A 21,558-nucleotide genomic window follows, 5' to 3' on the forward strand; every position below is an offset into this window, starting at 1 on the left:
GACTGATGAGGATTATTTCTCTTTGCCAAACAGGCCGGCCGGACGCAGCAGCAGCACGATCACCATCACCACGAACACCACGGTGGCCGAGCCCTCCGGGTAGAACACGCGGGTCAGGCCTTCGATCACGCCCAGTGCCAGGCCAGTCAGGATGGAGCCCATGATGGAACCCATGCCGCCGATCACCACCACCGCAAACACCACGATAATCAGGTTCGAGCCCATCAGTGGCGACACCTGGATAATCGGTGCCGCGAGCACGCCGGCAAAGCCAGCCAGCGCCACGCCGAAACCAAACGTCAGCGTGACCATCAGCGGCACGTTGATGCCGAACGCTTCCACCAGTTTCGGGTTTTCCGTGCCGGCGCGCAGGTAGGCGCCCAGCTTGGTTTTCTCGATCACGAACCAGGTCGCTAGGCAAACCGCCAGCGACGCCACCACCACCCAGGCGCGGTAGTTCGGCAGGATCATGAAGCCCAGGTCGGTCGCGCCGGCCAGCAGTTCGGGTACCGCATACGGCTGGCCGGAGACGCCATAGAACGAGCGGAACACGCCTTCGACGATCAGCGTAATGCCGAAGGTCAGCAGCAGGCCATACAGATGGTCAAGCTTGTAGAGCCAGCGCAGCATGGTTTTTTCAATCAGGATGCCGAAGGCGCCGACGATAATCGGCGCAATCACCAGCATGGCCCAGTAATTGATATCGAAATAGCTCAGGCCCATCCAGGCCAGGAAGGCGCCCATCATGTACATGGCGCCGTGCGAAAAATTGATCACATTGAGCAGGCCAAAGATGACCGCCAGACCGAGGGACAACATGGCATAGAACGAGCCATTGACAAGGCCCAGCAGCAGCTGGCTCATCATGGCTGGTAAAGGAACGCCGAAAATTTCCATGGCATCACAGTATAAAAAGCATCGCCAGCAGACGATGTGGTATCAGGGAAACACGCCGCCATGGAGGCGGCGCGAGGCGTGAAATGCGGCAGAAAAAACTGCCCGCGCGGGGCGGGCAGCAAAGCTAGCTTACTTCCACAGCGAGCACTTCGATTCGGCCTTGGTCAGATAAGCGTCCTTGCCTGGCACGGTCGCCACCACCTTGTAGTAGTCCCAAGGGTATTTCGACTCCGCCGGTTTTTTTACTTCCATCAGATACATGTCATGCACCATGCGGCCATCGGGACGCACTTCGCCGTTCTTGGTGAACATGTCGTTGATTTTGGTTTTCTTCAGGTAGGCCATGACCTTGTCGGAGTCGTCGGTGCCCAGCGCCTTGATCGCTTTCAGGTAGTTGGCGGCGGCCGAATAGTCGGCGGCCTGCAGCATCGACGGCTCTTTTTTCATCTTGGCAAAGTAGCGTTTCGACCAGTCGCGCGTTTCCTGGTTCAGGTCCCAGTACCAGCCATCGGTCAGGTACATGCCCTGTGTCAGGTTCAGGCCCAGCGAATGGATATCGTTAATGAAGATTAACAGGCCAGCCAGCTTGACGGTCTTCGACACGCCGAACTCATTGGCGGCCTTGATACTGTTGATGGCGTCGCCGCCGGCATTGGCCAGGCCGAGGATCTGCGGCTTGGCGGCCTGCGCCTGCAGCAGGAACGAGGAAAAGTCGGAGGCGCCCAGCGGATGCTTGACGCTGCCCAGCACCTTGCCACCGGCCGCTTTGACAACGTCAGCGGTATCTTTTTCCAGCGAATGGCCAAACGCATAGTCGGCCGTCATGAAATACCAGTTCTTGCCACCCTGCTTGACGATGGTGCCGCCGGTGCCGCGTGCCAGCGCTACTGTGTCATAGGCGTAATGCACGGTGTACGGCGTGCACTCCTCATTGGTCAGGCGCGACGAACCGGCGCCGATGGCAAAGAAGACTTTTTTCTTTTCCGCCGCCACCTTGGCCATGGCCAGGCTGGCGCCCGAATTGGTGCCGCCGATCAGCATGTCCACGCCCTGCTGGTCGAACCACTCGCGCGCCTTGGAAGCGGCGATATCAGCCTTGTTCTGGTGATCGGCGGAAATGAATTCCACCTTCTTGCCGGCCAATACCACGCCAGCGTCGGCAATCGCCATCTTGATCGCCTCGGCGCCGCCGAGGCCGTCAACGTCGGAATACACGCCGGACATATCGGAAATAAAGCCGATCTTGATGGTGTCGCCCGATACCTGGGCTTGGGCGGCGGCAGAAAAACCCAGTGCGCAAATGGCAGCGGTGGCAATGGCAATAGCGTTACGTTTCATAGTGTCTCCGTTGTGGAAATAATTGTGGCTATGTTTTGTGACCAGGCGATTGCGCGATTTACACGCCGAGCAGCTCGGTCAGCACCGGCATCTTGGCGTCGAGTTCGGATGCAGCAAAAGTCTCGACGATCTGACCATGCTCCATCACATAAAACCGGTCGGCCAGCGGTGCGGCAAACCGGAAATTCTGCTCCACCATAACGATGGTGTAGCCCTTGGCTTTCAGGGTGGTAATCATGCGCGCCAGGCCCTGCACGATCACCGGCGCCAGGCCTTCCGAAATTTCATCGAGCAGCAGCAGGCGCGCGCCGGTACGCAGGATGCGCGCCACGGCCAGCATCTGCTGCTCGCCTCCGGACAAGCGTGTACCCTGGCTGTGACGGCGCTCCTGCAGGTTGGGAAACATGGCGTAGATTTCCTCGATCGACATGCCTTTCTCGCCAGCCAGTTTGGGCGGTAGCAGCAGGTTTTCCTCGGTCGACAGCGAAGAAAAGATGCCGCGTTCTTCCGGGCAGTAACCGATGCCTAGGTGGGCAATGCGGTGCGTCGGCAAGCCGACCGCTTCGACGCCATTGACCTTGATCGAGCCGGTGCGCGCGCCGGTCAGGCCCATGATGGCGCGCAGCGTGGTGGTGCGGCCGGCGCCATTGCGGCCCAGCAAAGTGACGACCTCGCCCTGCTCCACTTTCAGATTGACGTCATGCAAAATATGCGATTCGCCGTACCAGGTATGCAGCTGAGAAATTTCCAGTGCGCTGGGGCGGCCGGTGCCGGTGTTGACCACACTCATCAATGTGCTCCTTCCAGTTCGGCGCTGGTGGTGCCCATATAGGCTTCCATCACTTGTGCATTGCGCGACACTTCCGCATACGTGCCTTCGGCCAGCATGGCGCCACGCTGCAATACGGAAATCTTGTCGCAGATACCGGACACCACATTCATATTGTGTTCCACCATCAGGATGGTACGGCCGGCCGATACCTTCTTGATCAGTTCGGTCACCCGGTGCACGTCTTCATGGCCCATGCCTTGCGTTGGCTCATCGAGCAGCATCATTTCCGGCTCCATCGCCAGCGTGGTGGCAATCTCGAGCGCGCGCTTGCGGCCATAGGGCATATCGACCGTAATGGTGTCGGCAAATTCGGTCAGGTCGACTTCGGCCAGCAACGCCATGGCGCGATCATTCAACTGATTCAACGCCCGTTCGCTCTGCCAGAAATGAAACGAGGTGCCGAGCTGGCGCTGCAGCCCGATGCGCACATTTTGCAGCACTGAAAGATGGGGAAAAACGGCCGATATCTGAAACGAGCGGATCACGCCCATGCGGGCGATCTGGGCCGGCCTGGCGCTGGTGATATCTTTTCCGTTGAACAGGATCTGTCCGGAAGTGGGAACCAGGAACTTGGTCAGCAAGTTGAAACACGTGGTCTTGCCGGCGCCATTAGGACCGATCAAGGCGTGGATATGGCCGCGCTCTACCTTCAGGTTCACGTCGCTGACGGCCGTGAAACCCTTGAATTCCTTGGTCAAATTTCTTGTTTCCAAGATTACGTTTGACATCGTGTCTCCTAGTTGTACTTTTTGTACTACTTAGTCTTTTTTTCAATCTTACACAACTTGATTTTGGCGCACAATACAGTATAACTACGGGGACTTTGCCCTCTTTTCAAGGCTGTGCAGCCCAAGCCGCTACGATCATTTGCGCAGCTTTTTCGGCGATCATGACGGTTGGCGAATTGGTATTGCCCGAGGTGATATACGGCATGATGGACGCATCAACCACGCGCAGTCCCTGCACACCCATGACGCGCAGTTCGCTGTCGACCACCGTCAGCGGATCGCTGGCCATGCCCATGCGGCAGGTGCCGACCGGATGAAAAATGGTGGTGCCGATTTCGCTGGCGGCCTGCGCCAGTTCGGCTTCGCTTTGATACTGCACGCCCGGCTTGTATTCCTCCGGTGCAAATTTGCCCAAGGCGGGCGCTGCAGCGATAGTGCGCGTCAGGCGCAGGGCGTCGGCCGCTACCTTGCGGTCTTCCTCCGTGCTCAGGTAATTGGGCACGATGTGCGGTGCCTGGTAGCTGTCGCCGGAAGCTATATGCACATGGCCGCGCGAGGTTGGCCGCAAATTGCAGACACTGGCAGTAAATGCGGGAAAAGCATGCAGCGGCGTGCCGAATTTGTCGAGCGACAGCGGCTGCACATGGTATTGCAGATTGGGCGTGGCCTGTTGCGGGTCGGACTTGGCAAACACGCCCAGCTGCGATGGCGCCATCGACATCGGCCCGCTCTGGAACAGCGCATACTGCAAACCGATCTGCATCTTGCCCAGCCACTTGCTGGCCATCACATTGAGCGTCTTGACGCCCTGTACCTTGAACACCATGCGCAGCTGGAGATGATCCTGCAGATTGCCGCCCACGCCAGGCAGATCGACCACCGGTTCAATCCCGTGTTCGCGCAACAGCGCTGCCGGACCGATACCCGACAATTGCAGCAACTGCGGCGAACCGATGGCGCCAGCCGTCACCAGTGTTTCACGCCGGCTGGCAGCCTGCCACTGCGTGCCGCCGCCGGTAAAGACAGCGCCGCTGCAGCGCGGGCCGGCATCGGTCTGCTCGAACAACAGCCGTTCCACGTGGCAGCCGGTCATGATGGTCAGATTCGGGCGCCTGGCAGCCGGTTTCAAAAACGCTTTGGAGGTATTCCAGCGTATGCCGCGGCGCTGGTTGACGTCGAAATAGGCGCTGCCGCTGTTGTCGCCGCCATTGAAATCGCTGGTCTTGGGAATGCCGACCTGCTGCGCGGCATCGCGAAAAGCATTGAGAATGTCCCACGACAGGCGCTGTTTCTCCACCCGCCATTCGCCGCCCACGCCATGGTTTTCCGACGCGCCGCCGTAATAATCTTCGCTCTGCTTGAACAGCGGCAGCACCTTGTCCCAGCGCCAGGACGCGTCATCGCACAGATCGGCCCAATGGTCATAGTCGCCGGCCTGGCCGCGCATATAGATCATACCGTTGATGGAAGAGCTTCCACCCAGCACTTTGCCGCGTGGATAAATCAGGCTGCGCCCGCCGAGGCCGGCGTCCGCTTCGGTGGAATAGAGCCAATCGGTACGCGGATTGCCGATGCAATGCAGATAGCCGACGGGGATATGTATCCACACGTAATCGTCTTTGCCGCCCGCTTCGATCAGCAGTACCTGCACCGATTGATCGCGCGTGAGGCGGTTGGCCAGCACGCAACCGGCCGTACCGCCACCAATAATGATGTAGTCGTATTCGCCTGCCGATTCCATGAAGCTCCTTGAGGTGTGCGTTTCGTGCCGTTCGCGCGGTGCGCGGCGTGTTTTTCCACCGCTGCCCCACCAGAGTCTGTGTTCATGCATGACTATTGAGTCGCAACCAGATTACCACCAGTAAGGTAGCACTGCGACACTAATTAACAATTTGCATCTTGTTTGTAAGCAAAAATAGACGGTTTTTTGCCTCGCAGGTCTGTGGATAAGCACTTGGATATCCACAGGCACACTATGTGTGTAAACGAAATTTTTTCTGGCTGCGGTTTTTTGTCCAGAAACCATCCTTTTTTCATACAGCATTTACTCAGCGTTTGTACTTCAGGCAAGCGATTGTTTACAAGGATAAATCTACAGTTATCCACAAGCCAGTTCGCCGTTAACTACTATTACTATTGTTTGTATACATACTTGTTAACGTAACCGTGGCACGCACATTTTTCCAGGATGCCTGGCAGCAGTCGGCCAGCAAAAAGCAGAACCGCAAAAAAAACGTTAACGCTGCGCTGGCAGGCCAGGTGTCGGACTGCAGACTGTTTTGCCAGCCTCTAGTTGTGCAAGATATAAAAAATCGGAAGCGATCCGGGTGCCGTGTGGATAACCGCTTTGATATCCACAGGATGACTTGTGCGTAAACAGGAAGTTACGCAGAGCGCGCAATTTTATACAATTTTGCTCCTACGCTGATACAACGCTTATGCAAGATTTTTTTTGCGCGTAAACAATTGATCCTGTTGAAAAAAAGCGACTTATCCACAGAAGTTTCGGCGTTTACTATTACTACTATTTTTATCTATAGTTCTTTTGTAAACCGACAGCGCCGAAGGCGGAGATGGGCTGAGCCAGGAAAAAAAACGTTAACACCGATGCGAAGTGCTATTGCAACAGCGTTTGGCAGGAATGGGCAAAGCAACTGCCCACGGTGAAATTTTGAAACCGGGGTCGGTTTGTTGAAAAGCAGGACTTTGATGTCGACAAGCTGGCAGGTCACCAACGAGTCATTTCACCCCAACGGCGAAAACCCGGGGTCGGACCCTCAGGGTCTCGGCGACCCCGTCCGACCCCAGCACTTGCGTTTGGGTTAACAGTAAACCACCAGCAAAGCCCGTTTTTGGCTGACGCTGTGGATAAACGCCTGTATATCCACAGGATGGGATGTGGGAAAACTCGTCTTTTGTCCACAACCCAATTTTTATCCCAAAGCCATCCGGTATACATACAATGCTTATGCAGCGACTTTTTTGGTCGCCAAGTTACTGATTTTTCGACGGTATACGTAGTTATCCACAGAAAAATGGTGGTTTACTATCATTACTATTTTTATGTATACATCTTTATTTAAAACACAGAAACACACGCGGACCGTGGAAAAACAGCGTAAACGCCTGTATACAGTCCGTTTTGTTTACCAGAACAAGGCATGACCAGCTCAAGCATGAAATCAACTAAAAAAATGCGTTTAGGCATCATCAGTGCGTTAAAGGAAGAACAGCAGGGGCTGGTAGACGCGATGAGCGGCCCTCAGAGGCACAACTACGCCATGCGCGAGTTCACCCTAGGGTTGCTATGGAATATCGACGCTGTGTGCGTTCTGTCGCGTATAGGCAAGGTTGCAGCAGCCATGACGGCTTCCATCCTTGTGGAAAAGTATGGAGTTACCCACATCGTGTTTACCGGCGTGGCCGGCAGCGGGGATAAAACCGTCAAAGTGGGCGATATCGTGGTCGCTGAAGCGCTGCTGCAACACGACCTCGATGCACGACCGCTGTTTCCCCGCTTCGAGGTGCCGTTAACGGGCCTGCAGCGCTTTGCCAGCGACGCATGTCTGTGCGAGCACCTGGCGCAGGCTGCTGGCGATTTTTTGCGTGTAGGCGCCCATGACGTCTTCAATGCACTGGAAATCAAGACGTTTTCTTTGCAGCATAGCCAGGTGCACCGCGGCCTGATCGCCAGTGGCGACCAGTTTATCGGCAGCGCTGCGCATCTGCGGCAGCTGAAACAGGATCTGCCCGACCTGCTGGCGGTGGAAATGGAAGGCGCCGCCGTGGCCCAGGTGTGCTTCGAGCTCGGTGTGCCGTTTACCGTGATGCGCACCATTTCCGATAACGCCAATGAGGAAGCGGCCGTCGACTTCATGCATTTTGTGCAGACAGTCGCTTCGCGTTATGCGTTTCATGTAGTTCACAACTTGTGCCTGCGCCTGGCGCAGGCGTAAAAAAGGCAGAACCAGCGGTTCTGCCTTTCAGTGACTGCATAAGCTCGACTTACACGCTCAGCATCATCAGGCTGGCGTTGCCGCCGGCCGCAGTGGTGTTGACGCACAGCGCGCGTTCGGCCACCAGGCGCCACAGCGGGATGACCGTATCGCGCGTGGTCTCGATGGTGCCTACCAGGGCGCCGTCACGCGAGGCCAGCAGCGGTTTCAACTGGCTGTCGAGCACCGGCTCGATCATGGCGATCTGGAACGGTTGATCGCACGCTTCGATCTGGCTGATGACCTGGATACGGTCTTTCAATGCCGGCGGCAGGTCGGCCGGTATCAGCTCGGTCGATTGCGCCAGCACCAGCGCCTGGTTGCCGGTCGCCAGCACGGCAGCGAGCTGATTCATCAGCACGGCGCTGTCGAGCGCTGCGCACAGCACCATGCCGCGTGCGGCAAAGCTGAGCGTATTGCGCTCGCCGGTCGGGCCTGGCAGGACGGTGGTGCTGCCCAGCAAGGTCGTGCGCGTGTAGTCCTGCGCCAGCGCAACGAGCTTGTCATGGCCGTGCATCTTGGCCCAGACAATCAGCGCATCGAGCGCTGGCGCCGCCTGGCGCTGGTGCTGCGCACCGGCCGGCGCATTTTTCTGCAGGCGTTTCAGGTACAGCGGACCGCCCGCTTTCGGGCCGGTGCCGGACTTGCCCTCGCCGCCAAACGGTTGCACACCCACCACGGCGCCGACGATATTGCGGTTCACATAGATATTGCCCACATGTGCGCGCTGGGTAATGAAGTCGATGGTTTCATCGATGCGCGTATGGATGCCCAGCGTCAGGCCGTAACCGCTGGCATTGATCGACTGCACCAGTTGCGGCAGTTCGGCGCGCTTGTAGCGGATCACGTGCAGTACCGGGCCGAACACTTCCTGCGTCAGCTGGTCAAGCGACTTGATTTCCAGCACCGTGGGCGCCACAAACGTGCCCTGCACCGGCGGCAGGTCCAGCGTATAGGTGCTGACGGCTTCGGTTTTCATTTTGTTGATATGCGCCAACAGATTGCCTTGCGCTTCGGCGTCGATCACGGGACCGATATCAGTGGCCAGGCGGTCAGGGTTGCCTACGCGCAGTTCCTGCATCGCGCCCTTGAGCATCTTGATGGTCTTGTCGGCAATTTCTTGCTGCAGGAACAGAACGCGCAGCGCCGAGCAGCGCTGGCCGGCGCTGTCAAAAGCCGACGACATCACATCCTGCACCACCTGCTCGGGCAGTGCCGACGAGTCAACGATCAGAGCATTCTGGCCGCCCGTCTCAGCAATCAGGGGAATGTCCACCGATTCGGCCACGGCGCGCGCCGCCAGCGTGCGGTTGATCAGCTGCGCCACCTGCGTCGAGCCGGTAAAGATCACGCCCTTGACACGCGCATCGTTGCACAGCGCGGCGCCCACCACTTCACCGCTGCCTGGCAGGAACTGCAGCGCACCGCGCGGCACGCCTGCTTCGTGCAGCAGCTGCACGGCGCGCCAGGCGATCAGCGGCGTCTGCTCGGCCGGCTTGGCCAGCACCACGTTGCCGGCGGCCAGCGCCGCGGCCAGCTGGCCGGTAAAGATGGCCAGCGGGAAGTTCCACGGGCTGATGCAGGTCACGGGACCCAGCGCCAGCGTATTGGGCGCATGCTCGACCTGGGCTGCGTAGTAGCGCAGGAAGTCGACCGCCTCGCGGATCTCGGCAATCGCGTTCGGCAGTGACTTGCCTGCTTCGCGCACAGCCAGCGCCATCAGTTCGACATGATGGGTTTCAAACAGGTCGGCCGCGCGCAGCAGTGCTTGTGCGCGCAGCGACGGCTCGGTGGTTTGCCAGTCCATGGCAAACGCGCTGGCGCTGGCCAGTGCGGTTTCCACGTCGGCCGCCAGCGCTTCGGTCACTTTGCCCACGCAGTCCTCATGGTGCGCGGGATTGCTGACTACTTGCGTTGGTGCATTGAGGCTGACGGCGCCGTCGATCAGCGGCACGGCATGCCATGCATGCTCGTGCGCCAGGCCGGCCGCCAGTGCGCGCAGCGTATCGTCATTGGACAGGTCGATGCCTTGCGAGTTCCGGCGTTCCTGGCCAAACATCGCTGCTGGCAAGGCAATCGCCGGATGCGGCTGGCCGCCCTGCAGGCGCGCCTGTTCCAGCGGATCGCGGATCAGGCTGTCGATGGCGACGTTTTCATCGACGATCTGGTTGACGAACGACGAGTTGGCGCCGTTTTCCAGCAGTCGGCGCACCAGGTAGGCCAGCAGCGTTTCATGCGAGCCGACCGGCGCATAGATGCGGCAGGCCTTGCCCAGATTGTCGTCGCCCACCACCTGGTCGTACAGGGTTTCACCCATGCCATGCAGGCACTGGAATTCATAATCGTCAACGCCGTCGCGCTTGGCCCAGGTATAAATGGTGGCCAGCGTCTGCGCATTGTGGGTGGCGAACTGTGGATAGATCAGGCTGCTGGCGGCCAGCAGCTTTTGCGCGCAGGCCAGATAGGACACATCGGTGTAGACCTTGCGCGTATAGACCGGATAGCCGGACTGGCCATCGACCTGGGCGCGCTTGATTTCCGCATCCCAGTACGCGCCCTTGACCAGGCGCACCATGAACTTGCGGTTGCTGCGGCGCGCCAGGTCGATCAGGTAATCGATCACAAACGGACAGCGCTTCTGGTAGGCCTGCACCACGTAGCCGATGCCGTCGTAGCCTTCGAGCTCCGGATCGAACGCCAACACTTCCATCAGGTCCAGCGACAATTCCAGGCGATCGGTTTCCTCGGCATCGATATTGAAGCCGATGTTGTATTTTTTTGCCAGCAGCAGCAGCGCCTTGACGCGCGGCAGCAGTTCGGCCAGCACGCGGGCGCGTTGGGCGCGGCTGTAGCGCGCATGCAGCGCCGACAGCTTGACCGAAATGCCCGGGCCGTTCTTGATGCCGCGCCCGTTCGAGGCCTTGCCGATGGCGTGGATCGCCGTTTCATACGAGGCGTAGTAATTGGCGGCATCGGCTTGCGTCAGCGCCGCCTCGCCCAGCATGTCGTAGGAATAGCGGTAGCCGCGTGTTTCATTGTCGCGGCTGTTTTTCAGCGCTTCATCGATGGTCTGGCCGGTCACGAACTGGTTGCCCAGCATACGCATGGCCAGGTCGACGCCTTTGCGGATCAACGGTTCGCCGCCCTTGGCGATCAAACGCGTCATGGCCGAGCCCAGGCCCGATTCGCTGCTGGTCGACACCAGCTTGCCGGTAATCAAGAGGCCCCAGGTGGCGGCGTTGACAAACATCGACGGCGATTCGCCAAGATGCTTGCGCCAGTCGCCCTTGCTGATTTTGTCGGCAATCAGCCGATCGGCGGTCTGACTGTCTGGTATACGCAACAGCGCTTCAGCCAGACACATCAGCGCAACACCCTCTTCCGACGACAGTGAGAATTCATGCATCAAGGCATCGACACCGGAGGCGCGTGTGCGTTTCTGGCGCACGGCTGCCACCAGACGGTGCGCCAGTGCCTGGCCTTCGGCCGTGGTTTCGGTGCTGCCGGGTCGGATCTGCTGCAACAACCACTGCACGGCAGAAACCTCGTCGCGCCTATAGGCAGCGGTGATGGCGGCGCGTTGAGGCGATGCTTCGGGCAGGATTTCCGCCTGGAGCGCAGCGAAGGGAACCGGGGTAAAAGCCGATGGGCCAGCAGGATGCATAGAGACTCTTTACAAGGAGAAAATGACGAAACTTCCGGTATTTTTTGCCCCTTTACGGTGCAAAAAAATATAGAAAGCCGAACGATAAGATGATTCGATTGTAAAGTGGATTCTTGCGGATTAATTCTGGTAATACTAAGGACTAGCAATAGATAGTTTTTGGTGAGACAATTTAACCAAATAATATTTATTAGGGGAGTGCTTCGGATGCTGGATAAGATCAGTAAGAAAATCTTGATGGAGTTGCAAAGCGATGGACGCATCAGCAATGTGGAACTGGCCGCGCGCGTCAATCTGTCGCCAGCTGCCTGCCTGGAGCGGGTGCGCAAGCTGCATGAGTCAGGTTATATCATGGGCTATACAGCCCAGTTGAATCCGCAATTGCTCGACGTTTCATTGCTGGTATTTATCGAAGTGGTGCTCGACCGTACGACACCGGAAGTATTCGACGCCTTCAAGCATAGCGTACAAATCATTCCAGAGGTACTGGAATGTCATATGGTGGCTGGCGGCTTTGATTATCTGGTCAAGGCGCGCGTGAAAGACATGGCGGCTTACCGCGAGTTCCTGGGCAAAACCCTGCTGCAAAAAGGCGTGCGCGAAACCCACACCTATGCCGTCATGGAAGAAGTCAAAAACACCACCAAGCTGCCGATCAAGTAATCGGGTAGCGGCCGCTACATTCCGATTGAGCTCAGCGATCAAATGTTGTAGGGTAGAACTACTATTCTGCCTTCCGGTAGCTGCCTGACACGCCGCGCAGACGTCGGTCAGGGTGCGTTGCGCCTGCAATTGTGCAGGCCCGTTGCATCGGCTACGGCATTGCGGTCCACCCCGGACTGATGCACGGACTGTCGCAGCGGGGGACAAATGAAGCAGTTGCAGCATCAGCTGGTGCGTTTCCTTGGTTTGACCGCGGTGGCCATGCTGGCTGCCTGTGGCCTGGTGTTTGTGTTGCAATGGGCCGGCAGCGGCAGCCTATCTCCATATTTGATTGCCGTGCTCGCTGCGTTGCTGGGCGCGGTGAGCATGGCTGCCGCCAGTCGCAAGCAAGGCGGTGACGGCCAGCATCAGTTTGCCGACACGGTCGGCAAGGCAATCGACGACATCATGATCGGCGCGGCCGAGACCTCGTATTTCGTCGACTCGGTCAAGAAAAAGGTCGAGCAGGACGTGCAGACGGCCAGCGATATTGCCGACAGCTCCGGCCAGAATGCGCTGACCACGGAAAAGATCGCCGCCAATGCCGAGCGCGCCGCCCGCGTGGCCGCTGGCGTGCGCGAGGAAAGCGTGGCCGCGCGGGCCGAGGTCGACCAGGGCCTGCAGCGCATCCGCAGCGCGCGTGAAGACGCGCAGCTGGCGTCGACTTCCATGCTGAGCCTGCAAGACAAGTCGCGCCGCATCACCGGCTTTACGGAAGCCATTTCCGATATTTCCGCACGCACCAACCTGCTGGCGCTGAACGCCGCCATCGAGGCGGCACGCGCCGGCGAACACGGCCGCGGCTTTGCGGTGGTGGCCGGCGAAGTGCGGCAACTGGCGCAGCGCACCAAGGAAGCCAGCGATGAAATCAGCCGGATGGTGCGCGACATCAATGAGCAATCGGAAAAAGCGGCGCGCGGCATGCAATCGCTCGCTTCCAGCGTGACCGAAGCGGCGCGCAATGTGGAAAGCGTGCATGGCTCACTCAGCCATATCGAGCAGTCGTCGGGCGAGTCGCAAGATGAAATCGGCCAGATTGCGCGCGCCTCGCGCGAGCATGTCGACACCACGCAGGTGATTGCCGATGCGATCATGCAAATTCGCAACAGCATGCTGTCGACCAATACCGAGTTGCCACGCGCTACGCAGTCGGCGATGGCGCTGGCCGAACGGGCCGAACTGATTGCCAGCGCACTTGGAGAATCAAGCGTGGCCACGCCGCATGACCAGATCCGCGAGGCGGCCCAGCGCGCCGCACGCGAGGTGGGCAAGCTGTTCGAGCAGGCCATTGCCAGCGGACGCATTACGCGCCAGGCGCTGTTTGATCGCCAGTACCGGCCGATTCCCAATACCAATCCGCCCAAGCACCATACCCAGTTCGATGGTTTTACCGACAAAGTCTTGCCGGAGCTACAGGAAGCGCTGCTGGCCGCCCTGCCCCAGCTTGCTTATGCCGGTGCAGTCGACAACAATGGCTATTTTCCAACCCATAACAAGAAGTTTTCGCAACCGCTGACGGGCAATTACGATCACGACATTATTCATAACCGCACCAAGCGCATCTTCAGCGACCGCACCGGCACGCGCTGCGGCAGCAATACGCGGCCATTCCTGCTACAGACCTACAAGCGCGATACGGGCGAAGTCATGCATGACCTGTCGGCGCCGATCTATGTCGATGGCAAGCACTGGGGTGGTTTTAGGGTGGGGTATCGCAGCAGCAACGCCTGATGAATTGCCGCATTGCTGTCGGACGGTGGGTCGGGTAGGTCGGATTAGGCCCCGTGGGGGCCGTAATCCGACAACATTGTTGGCAGTGACCGTGGTGATGTCGGATTACGGCCTGCGGCCTAATCCGACCTACGCATTATCTGGTTGTTGTAGCAGGCCCGTACGTCGGATTAGCGGGGCAAGGCCCCGCGTAATCCGACAACACCGCAGGCGCCAACAATGTCGTCGGATTACAGCCCGCAGGGCCCAATCCGACGTATGTACCGTATCGGCTCAATCAGCGTACGGCTTGGCCGTCACCCCGCCGCCGGCAGCGGTGGCGGTGCGCAATGTTGGCGTATTCATGCTTTCCAGGTGGCTGCGCAGCCATTTGTGGGCAGGGCTGCGGGCGTCGCGTTCGTGCCACAGCATGTCCAGATGCACGGCCGGCAGGGTCAATGGCAGGTCCTTGTACAGCAAGGATTCGGTCATGCCGGTCGAGGCGATCAGGTGGCGCGGCAGCACCGTGATCAGGTCCGAATTGGCCACCACGCGACCGGCCGTAAAGAACTGGTTGACTGTCAGCAAAATACGCCGCTCACGGCCCATCTGCGACAACGCTTCGTCGATCAGACCGTGGGCGCGGCCGGAAAAGCTCACCAGCAGATGGTTGGCGGCGCAATAGTTGTCGAGCGTCAGTTCCACCTTGGCCAGCGGGTGGCCGCGGCGCATCACGCACACATATTTACCCGAATAGAGACGTTCATGGCGGATCGGCGAACCGGTTTCGCTCGACAGCTGCGCCGCCACGCCAGGAAAGAAGCCGACGGCCAGGTCGATGTCGCCGCGCAGCAGCATCGGCCGCGGCTCGCGCGTCGTCAGCGGCATCATGCGCACATTCACGCCAGGCGCTTCGCGTTCGATCGAACGCATCAGCGATGGCAGCCAGAACGCGGCCGTGGCGTCGGCCATGGCCATGCGGAAGGTGGCGTGGGTTTTCGAGACATCGAAAGTTTCTGGCGTGACCGCCGCTTCCAGGCTGGCCAGCGCCGAACGTACAGACGGCCACAGCGCTTCGGCGCGCGGCGTGGGTTTGACGCCATAGGCCGTGCGGATCAACAACTCGTCACCCAGGCTTTCGCGCAGCCGCTTGATGGCGTTGGACACAGCCGGCTGGGTCATCGCCAGATGGCCGGCCGCGCGCGTCAGGTTTTGTTCCGTCATGACGGCGTCAAAAACACGCAGCAGGTTCAGATCGAGCGTCAGAAAACTCATGGAAAGTCCGGGATTAGAAGTTGAAATGAAATAAATTGTTGTTGAGTGTAAACCGGCTTGAGCTGAAATCTTTTCACTCGTTAAAGAATATTACACTTTCCATTCACAATTCGTATAGTCGGTATCAGAAACTGAAATTAGATTTATATGTTGCACCGCACTATAGTAGCGTCAAATTCTATAATGCACAGAAAATCATGTCTACCTTCGCCAGCGCCCTCTACGCAGTATCCGTACCGACTTTCGACATTTCGCTGTTGGCAGTGGTGCAAGTTTCCCTGATCCTGGTGGCAGTGAGCGCATTTGCCCTGTTGTTCAAGCCCTTGCTGGTCGGTATCGCACGCGCGATGGTGCTGGTGGTGCGTCCAAAACTGAGCCGTGAGCAGCGCCTGGCACGCCAGCAGCTGCGCGAAGAGCAGGCGCTCAAGCTACGCCAGCAGGCATAAACGATCAGATTGCCAGACGAGCCGGTGCCTGCACCGGCTTTTTTTACGTCGCCATTACGTCACTTCGCCCAGCAAGTGGGCGCGCAACTGCGTGTCGGCCGGATGCGCGCCGATCCAGATTTTCAGCAGGGCGTTATAAAAAGCCAGGTCCGGCACCCGCTCGCCCAGCTGTTTGCCATTCAGCTTGCACAAAGTGCCTTCGCCGGGCAGCCAGTCCACCGTCAGGATATCGCCGGTATGCAAGCTTGGCACCATCGCAAACATGCTGCCAAATTGCATGGTCTGGCTCAGCAGGCGCGTGCGGTCGGCCGGCTCGGAACTACGGTTCAGGCCTTCCATAAACGATTTGCCCAGATCCTCGGATGAGACGTCGCGCAGCATGACGATTTCCAGCCGGCGCGGACCCGGCAGCGCCAGTACCGCGTCGAGCTGGTTTTTCTTTTCCGGCAAATACAGCCCGATGGCGTAGACCTTGAAGACGAACTTGTAGCGCACGCCGGCGCCGTTGAGCTTTAATTCCTGGCTGGCCAGTTGTACTGTCTCATCGAGCTTGATGCCGCCAACGTCGAGCGCCCAGGCGGGCGTACTCAGGGCCGCTCCAAGGCTGAGTGCGGCGAGAAAGCGGCAATACCGGGACACCATGCTGTGCATCTTTTGCCTCCGTAAATAAACCATGCGCGATAGAACAGTTTTTTACAGTGTAGAACAGTTGGCAAAAGATCGCCGCGCTGCACAAGATGGCGGAGGGTAAGCAGTGCTCAGGCTTTTTCGGCCTGCAGTTTTTCAAACTTGGCCATCAGCTGGGCCGGTGTTTCAACACAGGCGAAATTGAGCGGAATGCAGCTGACCGGACACACCTGCTGGCATTGCGGCTCGTCGAAGTGGCCCACGCATTCGGTGCATTTGTTCGGGTCGATCTCGTAGATTTCCGCACCCATATAGATGGCATCGTTGGGACACTCGGGCTCGCAGATGTCGCAGTTGATGCATTCTTCGGTAATCAGTAATGCCATGATGTGCTCTAACTCGGTTCTTTTAACTTTGTTCGGCCAGCGCGTTGGCGGCAATCTTTTTCTGCAGCCAGCGGTTAACCGACGGAAAAACAAACTTGGATACGTCGCCGCCCAGCGCCGCGATTTCACGCACGATGGTGCCCGAAATAAACTGATACTGATCTGACGGCGTCAGGAACATGGTTTCCACATCAGGCAGCAAATAACGGTTCATGCCGGCCATCTGGAATTCATATTCAAAGTCGGACACGGCGCGCAGGCCGCGCACGATCACGCGTGCATCGTGCGTGCGCACGAAATCCTTGAGCAGGCCGGAAAAGCTTTCCACCTGTACATTCGGATAATGGCCCAGCACTTCATTGGCGATTTCCAGGCGTTCATCGAGCGAGAAAAAGGGCTTCTTGTTCTTGCTGTCGGCCACGCCCACGATCAGCTTGTCAAACAGGCCCGATGCGCGACGCACCAGATCTTCATGACCGCGCGTGAGCGGATCGAACGTCCCCGGATAAACAGCTACAACCATTGCGGCTCCTGACTATGCACCAATATAGACGGGCATTATGCCTGAAAATGGTGCTTCACCCGGGGCTTGGGGGCATTTATGCCTAAATTATAAGCAGATTCACGCAGTTGCCGGCACTTTGTTGTACGTTAGCAAATGATAGTAGACCGTGCCTGCCTTGTCGGCGCGAATCACTTCCCATGGCGCCATCCATTCCGGCTTGTCCTGTTCGCTGTGCTCATCGAACACCAGCGACAGACCCGATTCGGCGTAGATGATGCCGCCTTCGGCGAGCAGCCTGGCGCACAGCGGCAAGGTTTTTGCCAGAAAATCCTGCTGATACGGTGGGTCGAGAAAGATCAGGTCGAAACGCTGGCCGCGCGCCGCCAGGCTTTGCGCCACCAGCATGGCATCGCCGCGCAGCAGGTGGATATTGTCGGCGTGCAGCTTGGCCTTGTTTGCTTCCAGCTGGCGCACTACCGGCGTATGCGTGTCGACCATGGTGACGGACGCCGCGCCGCGGCTGGCGGCCTCGAAACCGAGTGCGCCGCTGCCGGCAAACAGATCCAGCACCTGGGCCTTGGACCAGTCGCCGTCGCGCAGATGGTTGATCCAGTTAAACACGGTTTCACGCACACGGTCCGGCGTCGGACGCAGGCCCAGCGCCTGCAGCACGGGTAGTACGGAACGCTTCCATTGCCCGCCGATAATGCGCACCTGGTTCGGTGGCGGCGCGTGATGAACCGGGACTTTGGCGGGTTTCTTGGTGTTCTTTTGCATGGCAGTTCTTCGATTTTACTGGCGGCCACTATAGCATATGGCCCGCCAGTGACTGCCGCCAGCCCCTGCTTACTGGGGCTGTGCGGCCAGCGAATTGAAGTCGTCGATCCAGCCCTGCATGCGCTTGACGGCGTGTGCTTTTTGCGTCGGCGTGGCAAGCTTGATGACGGTCAGCACCAGATTGGCCGTGCTTTCCTCAAAGGAATCGAAGAAGGCCTTGCGCTCGGACTGGTCGAGACGCGCAAAGCTGTCCTTGATCAGGGCGTTGATCAGTGCCACGGTGGCGTCCTTGTCGAGTTTTTCGCGCTGCACTTTTTGTACCAGGTTGAGCACATTGCGCTGGCGCCGCTGGCGCTCGTCGAGCCAGATTTCGTTGTCGAGCGGACGCGCATCGGAAGCCTTGCGGATCGCCGCTTCCTGCTCGCTGCTGAAGCTGCCGAACCACAGTTCGAACTGCTCCATCGATTTTTTATAGCGCAACTGCTGGCGCTTTTCCTGGTCGCCCGACAGGTATTTCTTGCGGTAATCGTCGTTATTGGACTTGAACTTTTTTTCCATCTGCGCAATCTGTTCCGGCTTGAGTGAGCGGGCCAGGTCGGCCAGTTCCGGCGCCGCCTTCAGCAGCAAGGTCTGCGTGCGGTGTTTGACTTCGTCATAGTCGGCCAGCAGATCCTCTTTCGTCACGTTGCCCTGCAACTGGCGCTGTCCCTTGCGCAGAATTTCCACATAGTCGCGCAGCTGCGTCTTGCGGTGCCAGTCGAACAGCTGGTCGATATCTTCGCGTACCCAGCCTTTCTGGTCGCGATCAAGGTCGACATAGGCATTGAGCCACCAGTACAACACCGTGTCGCCATTGTTATAGGCCAGGCGCAGGCTGCTGCAGCCTGCCGCCAAGACCAGCATCAGGGTCAAGAGGGTGGCGGTAAACCGGCGTAAAAAAGCGGCGTGCGTGTTAAAATTTTCCATATTTTCAACTCTTAACTTATAAAGTAACCAGAACCATGAACGTTGTCATTCTTGCCGCCGGTATGGGCAAACGCATGCAGTCGGCCCTGCCCAAGGTCTTGCATCCGCTGGCGGGCAAGCCGCTGCTGTCGCATGTGATCGACACGGCGCGCACCTTGTCGCCGTCTAAATTATGCGTGATTTACGGACATGGGGGCGCAGCCGTGCTCAAGTTGCTCGACGGCTATAACGCCAGCCTGGAATTACCGATCGCCGCTGCTGAGCAAGCGCAGCAGCTGGGCACCGGTCACGCCGTGCAGCAGGCGCTGCCGCAGCTCGACGACAGCGTGCCGACCCTGATCCTGTATGGCGATGTGCCGCTGACGGCCGCTAGCTCCCTGCGCAGCCTGGTCGAGGCTGCCGGCAATGACAAGCTGGCCATCCTGACGGTGGAACAGAACGATCCGTTTGGTCTTGGCCGCATCGTGCGCGAGAACGGCGCCATCGTGCGTATCGTCGAAGAAAAGGATGCCACACCAGCCGAGCGCGCCATCCGTGAAATCAACAGCGGCATCATGGTCGCACCGACCGCGCATCTGAAACAATGGCTGTCGTCCCTGTCGAACAATAATGCGCAGGGTGAATACTATCTGACCGATATCGTGGCCCAGGCCGTGCGCGATGGCGTGACCGTCACTTCGGCCCAGCCTGGCGCCGAGTGGGAAGTCGCTGGCGTCAACAGCAAGGTGCAATTGGCTCAGCTGGAACGCATTCACCAGAACAATATTGCCCAGGCCTTGCTCGAGCGTGGCGTGACGCTGCTCGATCCGGCCCGCCTCGATGTGCGCGGCGAACTCATTTGCGGCCGCGATGTCACCATTGATGTCGGCTGCGTCTTCGAAGGCGTGGTGGAACTTGCCGATGGCGTGCGCATCGGCGCCAACAATGTACTGGTCAACGCCAAGGTTGCCGCTGGTGCATACATCAAACCGTTCTGCCATATCGAAGACGCGGTGGTGGGTGCCGCGTCGGTGATCGGTCCTTACGCGCGTCTGCGCCCCGGGACTGTGCTCGATGAAGGCGTGCATATCGGTAACTTTGTTGAGATCAAGAACAGCCAGATCGCTGCTAACAGCAAGGCCAATCACCTGGCCTACATCGGCGACGCCACCATTGGTTCGCGCGTCAATATCGGCGCCGGCATGATTACCTGCAATTACGACGGTGTGAACAAGTCGCGCACCGTGATCGAGGATGATGTCTTTATCGGCAGCGACAGCCAGTTGATCGCGCCCGTCACGGTCGGCAAGGGCGCCACCCTGGGCGCCGGCACCACGCTGTCGAAAGACGCGCCGCCAGGCAAGCTGACCATTTCGCGCACCAGGCAAATGACAGTCGAGGGCTGGATCCGCCCTGCCAAGAAGCCCAAATAACTTTCAGAGCCTGTCTGAAAGCGATACCGCCAGCCTGCCCGGGCCGGCGGTATTTTTTTTGCCCGGGCTGTGGATAAGCCTGTGGGTAGCAGCTTGAAAAGTCGGAATAAGTTAGCTTGCCTTCACATTTCCTTGCTGAGATTGACGCCTGGTGTGGATAAGGATGTGGGCAAGCTGGCTTAAAAGTACTGAATAAGTGCGGTATAAGCCAGGTATAAGCACAGTAAAACCTGTGAGGAAAGCTGGGTACGTTTGTTCATTCTGGTATTGAACCAGTTTTCAACAGATGATGCACCGGAGGCTGATTCAAGCAAGCCCTGGCAAGACGGCTGCAAATTGTGGTCAAGTCTGTGAGTAATCGTGGGACAATCACAGAATAACTTGCAAGCCTTTGATTCAAATGATTTTTTTATCTCAATTTTGAGATGCTTGCTGTGGATAGTTCTGTGTACAAGCTTGTAGGCAAGTGTTTGGCAAGTCAGGTATAAGCAGTGGACAGCTGGTGGAAAAGCGGTGAATAAGCTGGGACAAGTATCGCTGTATTGACTTGTCAGCAGTCTTTGTCAGTTGTGGCATTGCTGAGCTTGCCGGCCATGCTGCCCAACCATTGTCATGAAAATGTGGATAACCATGTGGATAAGCAGAATAGTAAGTCGGGATAACTTGTCAGGCCCAGCGTTTACACGGCGATACGCGTTTCAAATTTGCTACGGAAAGTGGAAAAGTAACTTTTTACATTGCGAACATTGGCAAGGCTGGTAAACAGCCGATGCGCCAGCGCATGGTAGGCCGGCATATCGGCCACCTGCACGATCAATACAAAGTCCGGCCCGGGCGAGACGCGGTAGCATTGCAGCACGGCGGCCTCGCTGGCCACCACCTGCTCGAACTCGGCCATGCGTTCGGCTGCCTGCACATCGAGCGTTATTTCCACAATCGCCGTCAGGCGTGCACCGACCAGATGTGGGGCCACGATTGCTACCTGCCGTTCAATCACGCCACTTTGCGTCAAGTGTTTGACGCGCCGCAGGCACGTCGGAGCCGAAACATGGACGTTTTGCGCCAGCTCGCTGTTGTTTTGCGATGCATCTGTTTGCAGGGCATTGAGGATACGGCGATCAATCTCATCAAATGTAACAGGCGTGTCGCTCATTGAGAAAAAAATCCAAGTTATATGAAAGAATATTTCAATAGGAATTATGCATGAAATTTTCAATCAAAAATAGATGGATTCAGAAAGCATATTTCAATCAGTTTGCTTTAGCATGCCGGCATTGATTAAATTTTAAACAGAGGTT

Annotated in this window: 18 protein-coding genes; 5 read left to right on the forward strand and 13 right to left on the reverse strand. The window is 58.0% G+C overall.

Translation table 11 applies throughout. The features are described 5' to 3' along the window. Positions 1-12 precede the first annotated feature (12 nt). The 5 genes from GCM43_RS21365 to GCM43_RS21385 all read right to left on the reverse strand — a co-directional run bounded on the left by GCM43_RS21365 (position 13) and on the right by GCM43_RS21385 (position 5,536). Positions 13-897 (reverse strand): branched-chain amino acid ABC transporter permease, encoded by an 885-nt coding sequence (locus GCM43_RS21365; RefSeq protein ID WP_152247905.1) that lies wholly within the window; start codon positions 895-897, stop codon positions 13-15. Positions 898-1,026: 129 nt separating this feature from the next. Continuing rightward, on the reverse strand, positions 1,027-2,235 hold the full coding sequence (locus GCM43_RS21370) for an ABC transporter substrate-binding protein (protein WP_152247906.1): 1,209 nt from the start codon (positions 2,233-2,235) through the stop codon (positions 1,027-1,029). A gap of 58 nt (positions 2,236-2,293) precedes the next feature. Next, positions 2,294-3,025 (reverse strand): ABC transporter ATP-binding protein, encoded by a 732-nt coding sequence (locus GCM43_RS21375; protein WP_152247907.1) that lies wholly within the window; start codon positions 3,023-3,025, stop codon positions 2,294-2,296. After that, positions 3,025-3,795, reverse strand: a complete 771-nt coding sequence (locus GCM43_RS21380) for an ABC transporter ATP-binding protein (protein ID WP_152247908.1) — start codon at positions 3,793-3,795, stop codon at positions 3,025-3,027. The genes GCM43_RS21375 and GCM43_RS21380 overlap by 1 nt, the downstream gene beginning before the upstream one ends. Positions 3,796-3,901: 106 nt before the next feature. Beyond that, positions 3,902-5,536 (reverse strand): GMC family oxidoreductase, encoded by a 1,635-nt coding sequence (locus tag GCM43_RS21385; RefSeq protein ID WP_152247909.1) that lies wholly within the window; start codon positions 5,534-5,536, stop codon positions 3,902-3,904. Between the two features lie 1,510 nt (positions 5,537-7,046). Here GCM43_RS21385 and GCM43_RS21390 point away from each other — a divergent pair. Continuing rightward, on the forward strand, positions 7,047-7,751 hold the full coding sequence (locus GCM43_RS21390) for a 5'-methylthioadenosine/adenosylhomocysteine nucleosidase (RefSeq protein WP_461653583.1): 705 nt from the start codon (positions 7,047-7,049) through the stop codon (positions 7,749-7,751). Between the two features lie 49 nt (positions 7,752-7,800). Here GCM43_RS21390 and putA read toward each other — a convergent pair whose 3' ends face one another. Next, the gene (gene putA / locus GCM43_RS21395; protein ID WP_152247911.1) at positions 7,801-11,454 is read right to left on the reverse strand and encodes a trifunctional transcriptional regulator/proline dehydrogenase/L-glutamate gamma-semialdehyde dehydrogenase; all 3,654 of its coding nucleotides are present in this window, start codon (positions 11,452-11,454) and stop codon (positions 7,801-7,803) included. A gap of 207 nt (positions 11,455-11,661) precedes the next feature. Here putA and GCM43_RS21400 point away from each other — a divergent pair, with 207 nt between their 5' ends. Both GCM43_RS21400 and GCM43_RS21405 read left to right on the forward strand, forming a co-directional pair. After that, positions 11,662-12,117 (forward strand): Lrp/AsnC ligand binding domain-containing protein, encoded by a 456-nt coding sequence (locus GCM43_RS21400; protein WP_010393827.1) that lies wholly within the window; start codon positions 11,662-11,664, stop codon positions 12,115-12,117. Between the two features lie 207 nt (positions 12,118-12,324). Further along, the gene (locus GCM43_RS21405; RefSeq protein WP_152247912.1) at positions 12,325-13,887 is read left to right on the forward strand and encodes a methyl-accepting chemotaxis protein; all 1,563 of its coding nucleotides are present in this window, start codon (positions 12,325-12,327) and stop codon (positions 13,885-13,887) included. A gap of 273 nt (positions 13,888-14,160) precedes the next feature. Here GCM43_RS21405 and GCM43_RS21410 read toward each other — a convergent pair whose 3' ends face one another. Beyond that, complete coding sequence (locus GCM43_RS21410) at positions 14,161-15,141, reverse strand: LysR family transcriptional regulator (RefSeq protein ID WP_152247913.1); 981 nt, start codon at positions 15,139-15,141, stop codon at positions 14,161-14,163. A 197-nt stretch (positions 15,142-15,338) separates the two neighbouring features. Here GCM43_RS21410 and GCM43_RS21415 point away from each other — a divergent pair, with 197 nt between their 5' ends. Beyond that, positions 15,339-15,587, forward strand: a complete 249-nt coding sequence (locus tag GCM43_RS21415) for a hypothetical protein (protein WP_152247914.1) — start codon at positions 15,339-15,341, stop codon at positions 15,585-15,587. A gap of 54 nt (positions 15,588-15,641) precedes the next feature. On the opposite strand, the gene GCM43_RS21420 is transcribed toward GCM43_RS21415, so the two are convergent. From GCM43_RS21420 to GCM43_RS21440, 5 genes are all read right to left on the reverse strand, one after another. Next, entirely contained in the window at positions 15,642-16,238 is a 597-nt protein-coding gene (locus GCM43_RS21420; RefSeq protein WP_226929602.1) for a chalcone isomerase family protein, read from the reverse strand. Between the two features lie 107 nt (positions 16,239-16,345). Continuing rightward, a complete protein-coding gene (locus GCM43_RS21425) occupies positions 16,346-16,600 on the reverse strand; it encodes a YfhL family 4Fe-4S dicluster ferredoxin (RefSeq protein ID WP_152247915.1) in 255 nt (84 codons plus the stop codon). A 22-nt stretch (positions 16,601-16,622) separates the two neighbouring features. Then, the gene (gene coaD / locus GCM43_RS21430) at positions 16,623-17,123 is read right to left on the reverse strand and encodes a pantetheine-phosphate adenylyltransferase (protein WP_152247916.1); all 501 of its coding nucleotides are present in this window, start codon (positions 17,121-17,123) and stop codon (positions 16,623-16,625) included. Positions 17,124-17,222: 99 nt separating this feature from the next. After that, positions 17,223-17,882: a 16S rRNA (guanine(966)-N(2))-methyltransferase RsmD gene (rsmD, locus tag GCM43_RS21435; RefSeq protein WP_152247917.1), complete on the reverse strand. Its 660-nt coding sequence runs from the start codon at positions 17,880-17,882 to the stop codon at positions 17,223-17,225. 69 nt (positions 17,883-17,951) lie between these two features. Then, complete coding sequence (locus GCM43_RS21440; RefSeq protein WP_152247918.1) at positions 17,952-18,848, reverse strand: DUF6279 family lipoprotein; 897 nt, start codon at positions 18,846-18,848, stop codon at positions 17,952-17,954. A 35-nt stretch (positions 18,849-18,883) separates the two neighbouring features. Between GCM43_RS21440 and glmU the strand changes: the two genes are divergently transcribed. After that, on the forward strand, positions 18,884-20,260 hold the full coding sequence (gene glmU / locus GCM43_RS21445; protein WP_152247919.1) for a bifunctional UDP-N-acetylglucosamine diphosphorylase/glucosamine-1-phosphate N-acetyltransferase GlmU: 1,377 nt from the start codon (positions 18,884-18,886) through the stop codon (positions 20,258-20,260). A gap of 679 nt (positions 20,261-20,939) precedes the next feature. Here the strand turns inward: glmU and GCM43_RS21450 are convergent. Continuing rightward, positions 20,940-21,413 carry an Lrp/AsnC family transcriptional regulator gene (locus GCM43_RS21450; protein ID WP_152247920.1) on the reverse strand — a complete coding sequence of 158 codons (474 nt, stop codon included), beginning with the start codon at positions 21,411-21,413 and terminating at the stop codon, positions 20,940-20,942. Between the last annotated feature and the right edge of the window lie 145 nt (positions 21,414-21,558).

It is taken from the genome of Janthinobacterium aquaticum (genome assembly GCF_009208565.1).
GTDB lineage: Bacteria > Pseudomonadota > Gammaproteobacteria > Burkholderiales > Burkholderiaceae_D > Janthinobacterium.

Coding starts and splice junctions, on each gene's coding strand:
- GCM43_RS21440 (WP_152247918.1), bottom strand. CDS start 18,848: ATGGAAAATTTTAACACGCACGCCGCTTTTTTACGCCGGTTTACCGCC.
- GCM43_RS21400 (WP_010393827.1), top strand. CDS start 11,662: ATGCTGGATAAGATCAGTAAGAAAATCTTGATGGAGTTGCAAAGCGAT.
- putA (WP_152247911.1), bottom strand. CDS start 11,454: ATGCATCCTGCTGGCCCATCGGCTTTTACCCCGGTTCCCTTCGCTGCG.
- GCM43_RS21420 (WP_226929602.1), bottom strand. CDS start 16,238: ATGCACAGCATGGTGTCCCGGTATTGCCGCTTTCTCGCCGCACTCAGC.
- GCM43_RS21425 (WP_152247915.1), bottom strand. CDS start 16,600: ATGGCATTACTGATTACCGAAGAATGCATCAACTGCGACATCTGCGAG.
- GCM43_RS21380 (WP_152247908.1), bottom strand. CDS start 3,795: ATGTCAAACGTAATCTTGGAAACAAGAAATTTGACCAAGGAATTCAAG.
- GCM43_RS21370 (WP_152247906.1), bottom strand. CDS start 2,235: ATGAAACGTAACGCTATTGCCATTGCCACCGCTGCCATTTGCGCACTG.
- coaD (WP_152247916.1), bottom strand. CDS start 17,123: ATGGTTGTAGCTGTTTATCCGGGGACGTTCGATCCGCTCACGCGCGGT.
- GCM43_RS21365 (WP_152247905.1), bottom strand. CDS start 897: ATGGAAATTTTCGGCGTTCCTTTACCAGCCATGATGAGCCAGCTGCTG.
- GCM43_RS21375 (WP_152247907.1), bottom strand. CDS start 3,025: ATGAGTGTGGTCAACACCGGCACCGGCCGCCCCAGCGCACTGGAAATT.
- GCM43_RS21385 (WP_152247909.1), bottom strand. CDS start 5,536: ATGGAATCGGCAGGCGAATACGACTACATCATTATTGGTGGCGGTACG.
- GCM43_RS21390 (WP_461653583.1), top strand. CDS start 7,047: ATGAGCGGCCCTCAGAGGCACAACTACGCCATGCGCGAGTTCACCCTA.
- rsmD (WP_152247917.1), bottom strand. CDS start 17,882: ATGCAAAAGAACACCAAGAAACCCGCCAAAGTCCCGGTTCATCACGCG.
- GCM43_RS21415 (WP_152247914.1), top strand. CDS start 15,339: ATGTCTACCTTCGCCAGCGCCCTCTACGCAGTATCCGTACCGACTTTC.
- GCM43_RS21410 (WP_152247913.1), bottom strand. CDS start 15,141: ATGAGTTTTCTGACGCTCGATCTGAACCTGCTGCGTGTTTTTGACGCC.
- GCM43_RS21450 (WP_152247920.1), bottom strand. CDS start 21,413: ATGAGCGACACGCCTGTTACATTTGATGAGATTGATCGCCGTATCCTC.
- GCM43_RS21405 (WP_152247912.1), top strand. CDS start 12,325: ATGAAGCAGTTGCAGCATCAGCTGGTGCGTTTCCTTGGTTTGACCGCG.
- glmU (WP_152247919.1), top strand. CDS start 18,884: ATGAACGTTGTCATTCTTGCCGCCGGTATGGGCAAACGCATGCAGTCG.